This window comes from Pseudomonas sp. YeP6b (assembly GCF_025642995.1).
Taxonomy (GTDB): Bacteria; Pseudomonadota; Gammaproteobacteria; order Pseudomonadales; family Pseudomonadaceae; genus Aquipseudomonas.
Window position 1 is genome coordinate 6137037 of sequence record NZ_CP080090.1, and the last position, 13263, is coordinate 6150299.

12 protein-coding genes are annotated in these 13263 nt (G+C 59.7%); 6 read left to right on the top strand and 6 right to left on the bottom strand.

What is annotated here, in order from left to right:
- Positions 1-695: 695 nt before the first annotated feature.
- Positions 696-2801: a mechanosensitive ion channel family protein gene (locus tag KZH41_RS27730; protein WP_094953406.1), complete on the bottom strand. Its 2106-nt coding sequence runs from the start codon at positions 2799-2801 to the stop codon at positions 696-698.
- A 381-nt stretch (positions 2802-3182) separates the two neighbouring features.
- Between KZH41_RS27730 and KZH41_RS30590 the strand changes: the two genes are divergently transcribed.
- The 4 genes from KZH41_RS30590 to KZH41_RS27750 are packed head-to-tail and all read left to right on the top strand — an operon-like array spanning position 3183 to position 6322.
- Positions 3183-3344: a hypothetical protein gene (locus KZH41_RS30590; protein ID WP_406979876.1), complete on the top strand. Its 162-nt coding sequence runs from the start codon at positions 3183-3185 to the stop codon at positions 3342-3344.
- Positions 3341-4117: an endonuclease/exonuclease/phosphatase family protein gene (locus tag KZH41_RS27740; RefSeq protein ID WP_094953405.1), complete on the top strand. Its 777-nt coding sequence runs from the start codon at positions 3341-3343 to the stop codon at positions 4115-4117. The genes KZH41_RS30590 and KZH41_RS27740 overlap by 4 nt, the downstream gene beginning before the upstream one ends.
- A complete protein-coding gene (clsB, locus tag KZH41_RS27745; protein ID WP_242152954.1) occupies positions 4114-5376 on the top strand; it encodes a cardiolipin synthase ClsB in 1263 nt (420 codons plus the stop codon). Before KZH41_RS27740 ends, clsB begins: the two co-directional genes overlap by 4 nt.
- A complete protein-coding gene (locus KZH41_RS27750) occupies positions 5366-6322 on the top strand; it encodes a lysylphosphatidylglycerol synthase domain-containing protein (RefSeq protein ID WP_263274067.1) in 957 nt (318 codons plus the stop codon). Before clsB ends, KZH41_RS27750 begins: the two co-directional genes overlap by 11 nt.
- Before the next feature lie 143 nt (positions 6323-6465).
- Here KZH41_RS27750 and KZH41_RS27755 read toward each other — a convergent pair whose 3' ends face one another.
- On the bottom strand, positions 6466-7221 hold the full coding sequence (locus KZH41_RS27755; protein ID WP_094953402.1) for an alpha/beta hydrolase family protein: 756 nt from the start codon (positions 7219-7221) through the stop codon (positions 6466-6468).
- Entirely contained in the window at positions 7211-8320 is a 1110-nt protein-coding gene (locus tag KZH41_RS27760) for a DUF3182 family protein (protein ID WP_263274068.1), read from the bottom strand. Before KZH41_RS27760 ends, KZH41_RS27755 begins: the two co-directional genes overlap by 11 nt.
- Before the next feature lie 239 nt (positions 8321-8559).
- Between KZH41_RS27760 and KZH41_RS27765 the strand changes: the two genes are divergently transcribed.
- Positions 8560-9120 (top strand): cysteine hydrolase family protein, encoded by a 561-nt coding sequence (locus tag KZH41_RS27765; RefSeq protein WP_094953400.1) that lies wholly within the window; start codon positions 8560-8562, stop codon positions 9118-9120.
- Positions 9121-9140: 20 nt separating this feature from the next.
- Here KZH41_RS27765 and tam read toward each other — a convergent pair whose 3' ends face one another.
- Positions 9141-9902, bottom strand: coding sequence for a trans-aconitate 2-methyltransferase (gene tam, locus KZH41_RS27770; protein WP_263274069.1), 762 nt, complete (start codon positions 9900-9902; stop codon positions 9141-9143).
- A 103-nt stretch (positions 9903-10005) separates the two neighbouring features.
- Between tam and KZH41_RS27775 the strand changes: the two genes are divergently transcribed.
- The gene (locus KZH41_RS27775) at positions 10006-11109 is read left to right on the top strand and encodes a hypothetical protein (protein WP_094953398.1); all 1104 of its coding nucleotides are present in this window, start codon (positions 10006-10008) and stop codon (positions 11107-11109) included.
- A gap of 111 nt (positions 11110-11220) precedes the next feature.
- Here the strand turns inward: KZH41_RS27775 and KZH41_RS27780 are convergent, their stop codons facing one another.
- Together KZH41_RS27780 and KZH41_RS27785 are read right to left on the bottom strand one after the other, a co-directional pair.
- Positions 11221-11748 carry a single-stranded DNA-binding protein gene (locus tag KZH41_RS27780; protein ID WP_010467282.1) on the bottom strand — a complete coding sequence of 176 codons (528 nt, stop codon included), beginning with the start codon at positions 11746-11748 and terminating at the stop codon, positions 11221-11223.
- Positions 11749-11757: 9 nt separating this feature from the next.
- Entirely contained in the window at positions 11758-13152 is a 1395-nt protein-coding gene (locus KZH41_RS27785; RefSeq protein WP_094950469.1) for an MFS transporter, read from the bottom strand.
- Positions 13153-13263: the final 111 nt, after the last annotated feature.

Sequence of the window (13263 nt, forward strand, 5' to 3'; positions counted from 1 at the left end):
AACCGAGGCGGCCTGACAGCCGACCTGATCTTGATGGCTGAACTCAATCTAATGTGGGAGCTGGCTTGCCTGCGATGGCATCAACTGGTTATGCCTGATACACCGAGGTGTCTGCATCGCAGGCAAGCCAGCTCCCACAGAAAAGCAGAGCATTGCAGTGCTGGCAGCCAAACTCGCTCCCACATTGGGATCTCATTACATCAGCTAGATAGGCTTCTGCTCTGCTTCTGCTCTGCTTTTGCCTTGCTTTTGCTTCTACCACTCAGGTCGGCTACTAGGCCGCCGTGCTCTTGCTTTTGATCTTGATCTTGATCTTGATCTTGATCTTGATCTTGATCTGAGGCGCCCCGTTAACCACGATGGCCGAACGCAGGCTTGAATCCGTGGGTAACCCGGCAGGACGCCGGGTTAGCCGCGATGGGCCAAGGATGGCCCATGGCGGCGGCCCACGGATTCAAGCCGGAGTGAGGGCATGCCGAGCCTAGGCGAGGCACCGAGTGGTGGGGCGAAGACTTTTTGCTTACTTTTGGGTCTTTCCAAAAGTGAGCCGCTGTAAGAGCGGAACCCTAAGCAGCCGTTACCGCAGCAACGGATATGTACTCATATCTACCTAAAAACCCCGTAAAAAGCTTAGCGCAACACAAAAAGTTGCATAGATACCTCTGCCCATCGCGGGCAAGCCCGGCCATCACCAACTATTGAGACCTGGGCTGCTCGGTCAACACCACCGAAACCGGCACCTCGGCATCCGGCTCATCCACCTGGCCTGTACGCTTAGGCAACAGAACCTGCTGTGGATAAGTTTGCGCGAAGTGCACCTCATCACACTTATCCACAAGCTTTTTCAAACGCTGGTTAAACGCACGGCTCACCGCATATTGCCCGCCCGACACCGTGCGGAATTGCGCGGTGAGCACCACGCCGTTGAGGTCCATTTTGTCGACGCCAAACACCTCCAGCGGCCCTTGCAGGTTGTACTTGAGGAACACATCGTCGCGAATCGATTGCCCGGCCTCGCGGATCAGTTCCACGGCCTTGTCCACGTCGGTGTCGTAGGTGAACTGCACCGAGAAGAACGCGTAGGCAAATTGCCGCGACTGGTTGGTGACCGCCTTGATCTGCCCGAACGGCACCGAGTGCACAAAACCCTTGCCGTCGCGCAGGCGCAGGGTGCGGATGGTCAGGCCTTCGACGGTGCCGGCGTGGCCGGAGTCGAGCACCACCCAGTCGCCGATGGACAGCGTGTCTTCAATGATGATGAACAGGCCGGTGATCACGTCCTGCACCAGTTGCTGCGAGCCGAAACCGATGGCCAGGCCGACCACACCGGCACCGGCCAGCAGCGGCGCGACGTTGATGCCCAGGTTGGCCATGGTGGTGATCGCGCAGATCACCACCAGGACGATTTTCACCGCGTTACGCAGCAGCGGCAGGATGGTTTTGACCCGTGTGCTTGGCTGGCGGCTCGAGCGTTTATTCACCGGCGGCTTCAGCGCCTCCTGGATCGCGGTGTCGAGCACCACCCAGAACAGCCAGGTCATCAGCAGGATCAGGCCGATGCTGCTGAGGGAGTCGCTGATCGCGCGGCCCACCGAGTTGCGCTGGGCAAATTCGAACAGCGAGATGCCCCAGATACGCCCGAGAATTTCGATAAACGCGATGGCCATGACGATGCGCAGGATCGCGTGCAACAGGCTAAGGAAGCGTTCCTTATAGGCGCTGCTGCGCTGGATCGTCACCTGGCTGCGAGACTTGAACAGGTGTTGCAGCACCGTGCTGAGAAAGACCGTGCCGATCAGCAAAATCGTGGTGAACAGCGCGCAACGCAGGGCCTTCTGGTTATCGTCGCCGGCGCCGATCAGGTTGATCGCCGAGACCAGCACCATCAACAGAATCGGCCAGTACCACAGCCCGGAAAACACCCGCAGCGACTGCTGCAATGCCGGGTGTTTGAGGCGCTGGGCCAGTGGCCGATTACGGATCAGATGCGCCACCGGGCGACGCAGGCGCACCACCAGCACACCGAAAATCACCGCCGCGAACAGGCCGGTGAATACCGCGATGCTGCTGGTGATATTGCCACCCAACTGCCGGGCGATTTGCGGGCTGGTCAGCGCGTCACTGAGGGCCGCGAGGAAGCCAATCAGGAACAGCGGCTTGGGGCAGTAGTCGCGAATGATCTGCACAGCCGGACGTTTGTGGCCGACGTTGAACATGACGATCACGCACAACAACATCGACGTGGAAAAGATACCGCTGCTGGTGGCGTAGGCAAAACACAGCGCCAGCGCGCGGCCCACTGACGAGGGCAAGAAGTGGCTGACGTAGAGGGTCAGCGGCAGGCAGATAATTGCTGGAACCGTGAAGGGCACCACATACCCAAGGATGCCTTGCAGGCGCTCGCGCTGTTCGACGAAATGCCGCCGACTCAGGCGCTGGACGAAAAAGCGCCCCAGTAGCATCAACACCGCAAAGGCGCCCACCCACACCCCGGACAGCAACAGGAAGTCCCCGGCCACGCTCCACGGCGAGCGTTGGGCGGTCTGGTCGACCAGGCGCCCGACTTCATCCGCCGCGCGGTCGGCGCGCAGGCGCCAAGCGTCGATGAGGTTTTGATTGAGCTCGAGTTTGTCCTGCACGTCGTCAATGCTGGAGCTGATGGCGCCGAGCAGGCCGCCTTCTACCAGCAACTCGGGTTTGGCCGGCGTTTCGGCTGCAGGCGCGGTGGCCGCAGCTTGCAGTGCGCCGCTGCCACAAAACAGCAGCGCGCCAAGCAGTAATGCAGCCTTTAGATTCAGCAAAACATCGAGCTCCTTCAGCAGGGTCTGTAAGGAACTGACGGGTTTTCATCCTCATCGTTCCCTGGCGTTTTCCGCACAAGCCAACACCCGACACTGCGCGCCTGATTGAAACCTAGGGTTGACCCTTGCGGCGTTTAACGTGGGGATCGCGGGGGTGCCTGGGCCGGTGGCCTGATAGTGGCGCACATTAATGTGGGAGCGGGCTTGCCCGCGATAGCGGTGGGTCAGCACCGAGTTCATCGCCTGACACACCGCTATCGCAGGCAAGCCTGCGCCCACATTTTGACCGTGTACCGTCTGTAGGTCCGTGGAAACTTTCCGGCAAAAACGGCAGTCATCCCAAAACGGAGGTCACTTGACCCTACACCCACGGGAGCAACCATGGCGGCGATTTACATCGGCATTTCAGGCTGGCGCGGGGCCTGCTACCCCGTGGGCCTGTCCCAGAAACGCGAATTGCAATGTGCGTTACGCGCCGCCACGTTGGACAAGCACCTGCTCACCGAGCCCGGCAAATTGCCGACATCTGGGGTGCTGCCATGACCCATCCTGAATTGATCCCCGCCACGCCCACCGCCGCCATCACCCGGTTCACCGTGCTGACGGTGAATATCCACAAGGGCTTCACCGCGCTGAATCGACGCTTCATCCTGCCCGAGCTGCGTGAAGCGGTGCGCAGCGTGGGCGCCGACATGGTGTTTCTGCAGGAAATCCACGGCACGCACGAGCGCCATCCCCAGCGCTACAGCGATTGGCCGAAGATGCCCCAGTACGAGTTCCTGGCCGACAGCATCTGGCCGCAGTTCGCCTATGGGCGCAACGCGGTGTACCCGCATGGCGACCACGGCAATGCGCTGTTGTCGAAATTCCAGATCGTGCGCTACGACAACCTCGACATCTCGCAAAGCGGCCATGAAAGCCGTGGCCTGCTGCACTGTGTATTGCGCCTGCCAGGCACCGGCCAGCACGTGCATGCGATCTGCATGCACCTGGGCCTGCGCGAGGTGCATCGTCAGCAGCAATTGCGTTTGCTGGAGCAACGGATCAGCGAGATTCCCGCTGACGCGCCGCTGGTGGTTGCCGGTGATTTCAACGACTGGCGCCAGAAGGCCGACCTGAGCCAAAGCGGCCTCAAGGAAGTGTTCGTCCACGCCCACGGCAAGCCTGCGCGCACCTTCCCGGCGCGCCTGCCGTTGCTGGCGCTGGATCGCATCTACGTGCGCAACCTCAAGATTCATAACCCCAAGGTGCTGACGACCCGGCCTTGGTCGCATTTGTCCGACCATGTGCCGCTGTCGGTGGAGATCGAGTTATGAGCGTCGCGGTAGAACACATCGCCACCGACCAGCCGCCGGATGAAGCCAAGGCGCGTGATCTCGATTACGGCTGGCAAGGCGGCAACCAGCTCGAACTGCTGGAGAACGGCGAGGCGTACTTTCCGAAGGTCTTTGACGCGATGCGCCAGGCGCAGCGGGAGATCCTGCTGGAGACGTTTATCCTGTTCGAAGACAAGGTCGGGCATAAACTCAAAGGCATCCTGATCGAGGCGGCGCAGCGCGGCGTGAAGGTGGTGGTCAGCCTGGATGGGTTCGGCTGCGGCGAGTTGAGCCCGGCCTTTCTCGGCGAGCTGGCGCGGGCGGGCGTGCTGGTGCAGATGTTCGACCCGGCTTCGAAAAGACTGGGGATTCGCACCAACTGGTTTCGCCGCTTGCACCGCAAGATTGTGGTGGTGGACGCTACGGTGGCGTTTATTGGCGGGATCAATTTTTCGGCGGATCACTTGGGTGATTTCGGCCCCGAAGCCAAGCAGGATTACGCCGTGCAAGTGACCGGCCCGGCGGTGGCGGACCTGCACCATTTCGCCCTCGCCCAAAGCGGTCGCCAGGTGCGTACGCGGCGCGGCTGGCGGCGGCGTCAGCAACGGCCCTCGCTGTGGCCCCGCGAGAACGAGGACGGTCTGGTACGCCTGATTTACCGCGACAACGTGCAACACCGCGATGACATTGAAGAGGCGTATATCCACGCCTTGAGCAAAGCCCGAAATCGTGTGGTGATCGCCAACGCTTACTTCTTCCCCGGCTACCGCCTGCTACGCGAGATTCGCAACGCCGCGCGCCGTGGCGTGCACGTGCAACTGATCATGCAGGGCCAGCCGGATGTGCTGCTGGCCAAGCTGGCGGCGCGTATGCTTTACGACTATTTGCTCAAGGATGGCGTGGTCATTCACGAGTATTACCAGCGACCGCTGCACGGCAAAGTCGCGCTGGTGGATGACGAGTGGAGCACCGTGGGCTCGAGCAACTTGGACCCGTTGAGCCTGTCGCTGAACCTGGAAGCCAACGTGCTGATTCGCGACCGCGCGTTCAATCAGCAGCTGTACGAGCGCCTGGAGCTACTCGCGAAAAACCATTGCCAGACCATGCCGGAAAACCGCAAGCCACGCCTGTGGTTATGGCGCTTGACCGTGGGTTTCCTGGTGTTTCATGTGATGCGCCATTTCCCCGCGCTGACCGGTTGGCTGCCGGCGCACAAACCGCGCTTGAAGCCTTTTGAGAGCCAGGCCCATGACCGCTGAAGCCGGCCGCTCGCGCTTCAAGCGTTGGAAAAAACCGCTGACCATCGCCTTCTTCCTGCTGCTGATCGTGCTGTTTACCCTGCTCGCGCGGCGCATCGACTGGAGCGAGGTGTCGCAGACGCTGGGTGACTTCAAGGTGCGCACGTTGTTGATCGCAGGCGCGCTGACCTTGTGCAGTTTTCTCGTCTACGCCAGCTTCGATCTGATCGGCCGTACTTACATCCGCCAACCCTTGATCTGGAAGCAGATCCTGCCGGTGGGGATCATCAGCTATGCGTTCAACCTCAACCTGAGCGCATGGGTCGGCGGGATTGCCATGCGTTATCGGCTGTATTCGCGGCTGGGTGTGAGCACCAGCAATATCGCCAAGATTCTTGGGCTGAGCCTGGCCACCAATTGGTTTGGCTATATGGCCTTGGCCGGTGTGGTGTTCAGCAGCGGGTGGGTGACCATGCCTCCGGGTTGGAAAGTCAGCACTTTTGCCTTGCAAGGCATTGGGATGTTGCTGGTGTTGGTCAGCCTGGGTTATCTGGCGGCCTGCCGGTTTTCGAAAAAGCGCGCGTGGTCGATCAAGGGCATCGAGATCAATCTGCCGTCTTTGCGCATGGCCTGTTTACAGTTGGTGTTAGGCGCGTTGAATTGGTCATTGATGGCGGCAGTGATCTTTACCTTGTTGCCGGCCAAGTTGGACTATCCGCTGGTGTTAGGCGTGCTGCTGATCAGCGCAATTGCCGGTGTGGTCACGCATATACCGGCCGGGCTTGGGGTGCTGGAGGCGGTGTTTATCGGGCTGTTGCAGCATGAGGCGTCGCGGGGCAGCTTGCTCGCGGGGTTGATTGCTTACCGGGCGATCTACTTTATTTTGCCGCTGTTGATTGCGTTGGTGATGTACCTCGGGGTTGAGGCTAAGGCCAAGGCGTTGCGGGTGAAGAAGCCCCCCGCCTGAGGAGTGTGTCGAGTGGTCTGGCGCCTTCGCGAGCAAGCCCGCTGCCACATTTTGACCCTGTTTCAAGGATGTACTCGGTCGAATGTGGGAGCGGCGGTTCGACGCTTCGACTTGCTCGCGAAGGCGCCCTGAAGAGCACTGCATCAGCGCGATTGAATAATGCTCAACCGCTCGCCCACGACCATCTCGGTAATCCAGTCCACCAGGATCGAGGTGTAGGCCTGCTGCGACACCGGGTCGCTCAAGGAGTGGTCGGCTCCGTCGATGATGCGGTGGGTCAGGGAGTGTGTCTGCTGGCACGCCGCGCGGTAGCTCATGATGGTGGCGTGGGGCACGTGGTCGTCGGTTTCCGATTCGACAATCAGCACATCGCCGGTGAATTTCGCGCAAGCATGCAGGGCGCGGTTGGTTTCGGCGTGCACCAAGGTGCTGCGGTAATCCATCAGGTCGGCCTTATCCAGGTCGCGCTTGGGCGTAAGCCATTTCTGGTCGCGGTACAGCGCCGGCACGCGCAGCGCCAGCCAGCGCACCGGGCGCAATGAGGTGAGAATCGCCGCCAGGTAGCCGCCGTAACTGGTGCCCACCACCGCCACGGCCGAGGTATCGATGGCCGGGTGTGACAGCAGGCGATCGTACGCGGCCAGCAGGTCGCGCAGGTTGTCTTCGCGAGTGACGCGAGACAACGGAATACCGGTGCCGGCGTGGCCGCGCAGGTCAAAGGTCAGGCACACGCAACCCAGGCCCGCGATGCCTTTGGCGCGCTCCAGGTCACGCTCTTGGCTACCGCCCCAGCCGTGCACAAACAACACGCCCGGCACTTTGGATTTGGGGCTCAGGAACGTCCCGCTCATCTGTTCGTCGTCGATGTCGATCGCAATGCTTTCGCTTCTAGCCGTCATAAGATTTAACCGTTACGTACTTGAGAAGAAAGTCGCTGTTTTCGGCCGGGCCGCGGTACACCTCGATGGCATCCGCCGGCAGCGCTTGCTCCACGTAGGTCTCCACCGAGCAAACGTGGATCGCGCGCAGGCCGGGGTGGTTGATGAAGCTTTGCAGCGCCGCGACTTCCGCGCTGCTGGCCCCGCCCATACGCCAGGATTGTTCGAGCACGCCACTGCGGCGTTGGCCTTCGCTGTCCAGGCCTTGGGCAATGTCGTAGTTGCGCCGTGACGCGTAGAAACCAGGGTAGGCCTCATCGGCGGCTGTGTCGAAGACCTGGGCTTGTTCGATGGCTTGGCGTACGTCGTCCGGCAGCTGGAGCGCCAAGAGGTCTTCGTAGTCGCCGGGCACGACCAGCAAGTTGGAGCCACCGTAGACCGCTTCGCCCTGCCCGTCCTGGGTGAGGTATTGCTCGCCGCAATAGCTGAACACGTGATCGCCGATAAAGCTCTGGCCCACGCTGTGAGTGATGACGTCGTGCAGGTCTTGCTCCAGCACCACGCCTTCAGTGAATAACTTCGTGATATCGGGCCGCGCCAGCAAGGCTTTGAATTCATCGAGGCTGTGGATAACTTCCTGCCCGCGCCCGGCGCAGGCATGCACGGGCTTCAAACGAATCGGCCCGCTGTAGAGCAGGCGCGTGGCTGCGGGCAGTGCGTCCTCCAGGGCGAAAACGCTGAGGCCATCGAGAACGACGTTGCGCACACGCTCGGCAAACACCGGCGACCAGCCTTCAGGCGCCGTTGCTTCAGGGCTTAGCAGGCCATGGGTGATGGCCTTGGTGCAGATGAAATCGTGATCGACATAACCGCCCCACAGGTCTTGCGGCCCTTTGACGTTAAGCGTGAGCGCTTGGGCCGGGCCGACCAGGGTTTGCGTGGGCAACAGGTACAACTCGCGCTCGGCATGTAACTGCGGGTTATAGCTGCCGCCGAATTTAAGCCCCAGGATCTGCGCCAACCAGCGCGCCAAGGCACGGTTGGTCTCGACTTCGTGCTGCGGGGCGCCCTCTCGCGTGGAGTGCGCGACCACCCGTTTCTTGCGTTGAGTTGTGGTCATGCGTCCCCCTTGGCCATCCTGCTATGTGTGTGAAAAGAAGGTTGCAGGGATCAAGCCAAGGCGCGACAGAAGAGGACGGTTGTTAAATCAATCAGTTACTGGAAAAGTAATGGCAGTAGGCCTGTTTGATTCTGCACGACACGGCGTTATACACGCGGCGTTCTGCACGATTCACACGGCCTTTGCCCGGCGCCAGCTAAGATGCTGGAGGCCCATCCACCTATCACGAGGTATCTCGCATGGCCAAGCAAGCGCTTATCCTGATCGACATCCAGAACGACTACTTCCCCCAAGGCAAGTGGCCACTCGACGGCGTGGAGGCGGCGGCAGACAAGGCCGCGCAGGTGCTGGCAGCCTTTCGCCAGGCAGGCAATGCAGTGATTCATGTGCGCCATGAGTTCACCTCAGAAGACGCACCGTTCTTCACGCCGGGCTCCGAGGGCGCTCATCTGCATGCCAAGGTGCTGAACGAGGCGAATGAGCCGGTGGTGCTTAAACACTTTGTGAATGCGTTTCGCGGGACCGATCTGCGGGCGTTGCTGGAACGACGGGCCATCACCGACGTGGTAGTGGCAGGCAGCATGAGCCATATGTGCATCGACGCGGTGGTGCGGGCAGCGGCGGACCTGGGCTACAAGGTCACGGTGCTGCATGACGCGTGCGCCACGCGGGATCTGGAATTCAATGGGCAGGTGATTCCGGCGGCGCAGGTGCATGGCGCCTATATGGCTTCACTGGCCTTTGCCTATGCGGGCGTGGTGTCGACGGATGAGTACTTGCAGACGCAAGCGGCGGTATGACCGCCACTTGTCGCCGGGCTTCAGCGGGTAGCGATGATGAACAGACGCGGGAATGGCAGCAACACGGTGCCATCGCCCAGCGCGGGGTAAGCCTGGGTAATCCGCGCCCGGTATTCCTGTAGGAAGGCGGCTTTTTCGCTATCGGTCAACGGTGCGAGAAAGGACCGCAAAGCCGAAGCCTTGAACCATTCCACCACGGCAGCGTGGTCTGCCAGCGGGTGCTGGTAGGTTGTGCGCCAAACATCGACGGTGCTGCAGTGTTGGCTCAACAGCTCGTAGTAGTAAGGCGCCGTGTGCCGCTCATTGTGTTTGACCGCACCGATCTTCGCCGCCCATGGGCCATCGGCCGCGACGTCACGGGCCAGGCGGTGGGCCGGTTCGTCGAGGTTGTCCGGGGTTTGCACGGCCAGCGTGCCGCCAGGCGTCAGTTGGCTGACCAGATGCGGATAGAGCGTGGCGTGGTTCGGCAGCCATTGCAGGGAAGCGTTGGCCAGAATCACGTCGGTTTTTTGTGCTGGATTCCAGGCGCCGATATCCGCCAACTCGAAATTCAGTGCCGGTAGGCGCTTACGGGCATCCACCAACATATCGTCGGAGCTGTCCATGCCGGTCACGTGTGCCTGTGGAAAACGCTCGGCCAGCACTTCGGTGGAATTGCCAGGGCCGCAGCCCAAGTCGACGGCGGTGCGCACATCCGTATTGGGGATGGCCGCGACCAGGTCACGGACGGGACGGGTGCGCTGCTGTTCAAACATCGTGTACTGCTTGGCTGACCAGGTCATCGCGGCGTTCCTACGTCTTGAGGTTGGCCACAGCCTAAATCTTGTGAGCCATGAGAACAAATGCCAGGATTGATGCGCGCTCAACCTATGGCACCAAATAGAGATGAACAAAGAGAATTGGGACATTCAATTTATCAAACCCTGTCGTCATGCCCACGAGACTCATCGGATACTGACACCGGCGTACACGCTGCAAATGGCCCAAGCAGGCTATCTGGTTCAAATAAACCTGGATAATTGCTCGATACAAAGGATGGAAGACCTGACGGAAGCGGCGACCGTTGAGGATGTAGAACGAGTAGGGTTACTGCCTCTTTACCGGCTACTCAATGAAGGCAAGGTTGCCCTCTCAGGCATCGGCGTTCATGAAATGCCTGAATGGAGAGTCAGTACTGCCCAGCACGCTTATGAACGCTTTTGCAGAAAATTCTGGCCTGCCCATAAGGACGATACCGAGGCTACACAGCGCCCGTACGATACCAATGCGGCAGAGCAAAGGGTCACTTTTACCAAACTTGACGACGGCTCCAGGCTCGTCTTTGGCTGTGCCTATACCGCCTTTCTACACATTCAAAACATAAAACTGAATCACTCCAACCTCTCACCAGAAGATCAATTCTCGATCTATCTGCATGGCATGATCAGCATGATCGACATGGTGAGCGCATTTGAGTTGGAAATAGCGAAGTACGCCTTTTGGACGCTTAACAAAAAGGAAATAAACCAGCTACCTCCAACAGTAAAGCAGCGTAGGAAAGACATCATAGAGAATTTTGCCAAACCCAAATCGACGCTTGAAAAATGCAAAAGCTCAGCTTTCGACTCTGCGCTGGACCTTTTCTGGTTAAGCGGTGCAAACGTGTCAGATCTGAAAGGCGACATTGAAATAGCGGGAAAGAAGCTGAAGATCGACAGTTGGGTGGGCACCAACGATCACAAGCTGTACAGAATATCGCGTGACATTCACTCTTGTCCTTTCGAAGGCTCCACCATGAGACGCCTGGCCACAACCAGAGAAAACGAATTAGTGACCTCGCCGTATTGGATGAATGTCGACGCGGAATCGAGGGAACTGCTGCGCTACCGGCATGACCGGGGCCATTCAAAAATTAATGATTTTCTTCAACGCATCGACAGCTCGGTCAATCACCTGGAAAAAAACATCGAAACGTTTTTCACAGAGAAACCCAACGCCACTGCAATTTAGCGCTAAAACTCAACATACAGAGATCCGGGTTCCTTTTAGCGTGCCCATAAAAAAGCGAAGCCAAATTAATGGCTTCGCTTCTAATGTTTACGGTTCTGAAAAAGCTGCGGTTCAAAACGGGATATCGTCATCAAAGCTGTCGAAATCCGGAGCCGGCTGTGGAGCGGCCTGTTGTGGCGGCGGCGCCTGACGCGACTGTTGCGGTGCCGACTGCTGCGGGCGCGGAGCCTGCTGGCGTGGGGCCGGAGCGGACTGCTGGTAGTTATTGCCCCCGCCTTGTTGGTCGCCCTGCTGTGGACGGCCGCCCAGCAGTTGCATGGTGCCTTGCATGTCGACCACGATTTCAGTGGTGTAACGCTTGATGCCGTCTTTTTCCCACTCGCGGGTTTGCAGTTTGCCTTCGATGTAGACCTGCGAACCTTTGCGCAGGTACTCACCGGCGATCTCTGCAACCTTGCCGAACATCGACACGCGGTGCCATTCGGTCTTCTCGACCTTCTGGCCGGTCTGCTTGTCGGTCCACTGTTCGCTGGTCGCCAGACTCAGGTTGGTCACGGCGTTACCGTTAGGCAAGTAGCGAACTTCGGGATCCTGGCCGCATGTACCGACCAATATGACTTTGTTAACCCCACGGGCCATAACGTTCTCCTAAGCTGGGCGCGCTGTCGGCACTGGGTTGACCAGTTGCTCGAGCGTCGCGCGATCCAATAATTCGGTGTCCAATTTGATGTAAATGGCCGCCTCTTCAGCGACCACCACTGCATCTGTTACCCCAACGACGGCCTTCAGGCGCTCTACCAGGCCAGCTTCACGAATTGCTTCGGGCGACAGCGGCAGGCGCAGGCTTGTGACGTACGGAGGTTCGCGCATGGTAACAGCAAAGGCCAGCCAAAGTGCAGCCAGCCCGGCGCATCCGAGGAACACAACCGACAAACCGCCATGCTGGAACATCCAGCCACCCATGATGCCGCCCAGCGCAGAACCAAGGAACTGGCTGGTGGAATACACGCCCATCGCCGTGCCTTTGCCACCGGCCGGTGAAACTTTACTGATCAGCGAAGGCAACGAAGCCTCCAGCAGGTTGAACGCGGTGAAGAACACCACCGTGCCGATTACCAACGCCCGCAGGCTGTCGCCGAATTCCCAGAAGAATAGCTCAGTGAGCATCAATGTCGCGACGGCGCCCAGCAGAACTCGTTTCATTTTGCGTTTCTTCTCGCCGTAGATGATGAACGGGATCATGGCGAAGAACGAGATCAACAAAGCAGTCAGGTAGACCCACCAGTGCTGCTCCTTGGGCAGGCCGGCTTTTTCGACCAGTGCCAGGGGCAGCGCGACGAAGCTGCACATCAGCATCGCGTGCAATACGAAGATACCTAAATCCAAGCGCAGCAGGTCCGGGTGCTTGAGCGTCGGCAATAACGCCTTGCGTGCAACGCCGGACTCACGGTGCGCCAGGGTGCCGGTGGAGCGCGGCACCATAAACGCTACGATCACAATGCCGAACAACGCCATGCCGCCCGTGGCGAGGAACAGCCCGTGCAGACCAAAGGCGCGCGTCAGCAAGGGGCCGACCACCATGGCCACCGCGAACGACAGGCCGATGGTCATGCCGATCATGGCCATGGCCTTGGTGCGGTGTTGTTCGCGGGTCAGGTCCGAAAGCAGCGCCATGACGGCGGCGGAAATCGCCCCAGCGCCTTGCAGGACGCGCCCGGCGATTACACCCCAGATCGAATCCGACTGCGCCGCAAGCAAACTGCCGAGGGCGAACACGATAAGCCCCAGGTAAATAACCGGGCGGCGACCAATGCGGTCGGAAATGATCCCGAACGGAATCTGAAAAAGCGCCTGGGTCAGGCCATAGGCGCCAATCGCCAGACCGATCAGGGCGGGGGTTGCGCCTGCGAGATCCATTCCATAGGTCGCCAGCACCGGCAACACCATAAACATGCCAAGCATACGGAAGGCGAACACCAGGGCCAGACCGCTTGCCGCTCGGGTCTCGCCGCTACTCATGCGTTCGCTGTGGGGATCGTGCATGGAAAAACCTCGTGTGAACCGGCGGCGATTCTACCAGTCCCATCGATTGAGAGGGTATATGCGGCGCTTTGCCGCGCAGCTTTCATGTAAGGCTGCACCCGGCACTTTGGC

Excerpts from the sequence above, each read along its gene's own strand:
- KZH41_RS27760 (WP_263274068.1), bottom strand. The coding sequence starts at position 8,320 with ATGACCACAACTCAACGCAAGAAACGGGTGGTCGCGCACTCCACGCGA.
- clsB (WP_242152954.1), top strand. The coding sequence starts at position 4,114 with ATGAGCGTCGCGGTAGAACACATCGCCACCGACCAGCCGCCGGATGAA.
- KZH41_RS27775 (WP_094953398.1), top strand. The coding sequence starts at position 10,006 with ATGAACAAAGAGAATTGGGACATTCAATTTATCAAACCCTGTCGTCAT.
- KZH41_RS27765 (WP_094953400.1), top strand. The coding sequence starts at position 8,560 with ATGGCCAAGCAAGCGCTTATCCTGATCGACATCCAGAACGACTACTTC.
- tam (WP_263274069.1), bottom strand. The coding sequence starts at position 9,902 with ATGACCTGGTCAGCCAAGCAGTACACGATGTTTGAACAGCAGCGCACC.
- KZH41_RS27755 (WP_094953402.1), bottom strand. The coding sequence starts at position 7,221 with ATGACGGCTAGAAGCGAAAGCATTGCGATCGACATCGACGACGAACAG.
- KZH41_RS27785 (WP_094950469.1), bottom strand. The coding sequence starts at position 13,152 with ATGCACGATCCCCACAGCGAACGCATGAGTAGCGGCGAGACCCGAGCG.
- KZH41_RS30590 (WP_406979876.1), top strand. The coding sequence starts at position 3,183 with ATGGCGGCGATTTACATCGGCATTTCAGGCTGGCGCGGGGCCTGCTAC.
- KZH41_RS27740 (WP_094953405.1), top strand. The coding sequence starts at position 3,341 with ATGACCCATCCTGAATTGATCCCCGCCACGCCCACCGCCGCCATCACC.
- KZH41_RS27750 (WP_263274067.1), top strand. The coding sequence starts at position 5,366 with ATGACCGCTGAAGCCGGCCGCTCGCGCTTCAAGCGTTGGAAAAAACCG.
- KZH41_RS27780 (WP_010467282.1), bottom strand. The coding sequence starts at position 11,748 with ATGGCCCGTGGGGTTAACAAAGTCATATTGGTCGGTACATGCGGCCAG.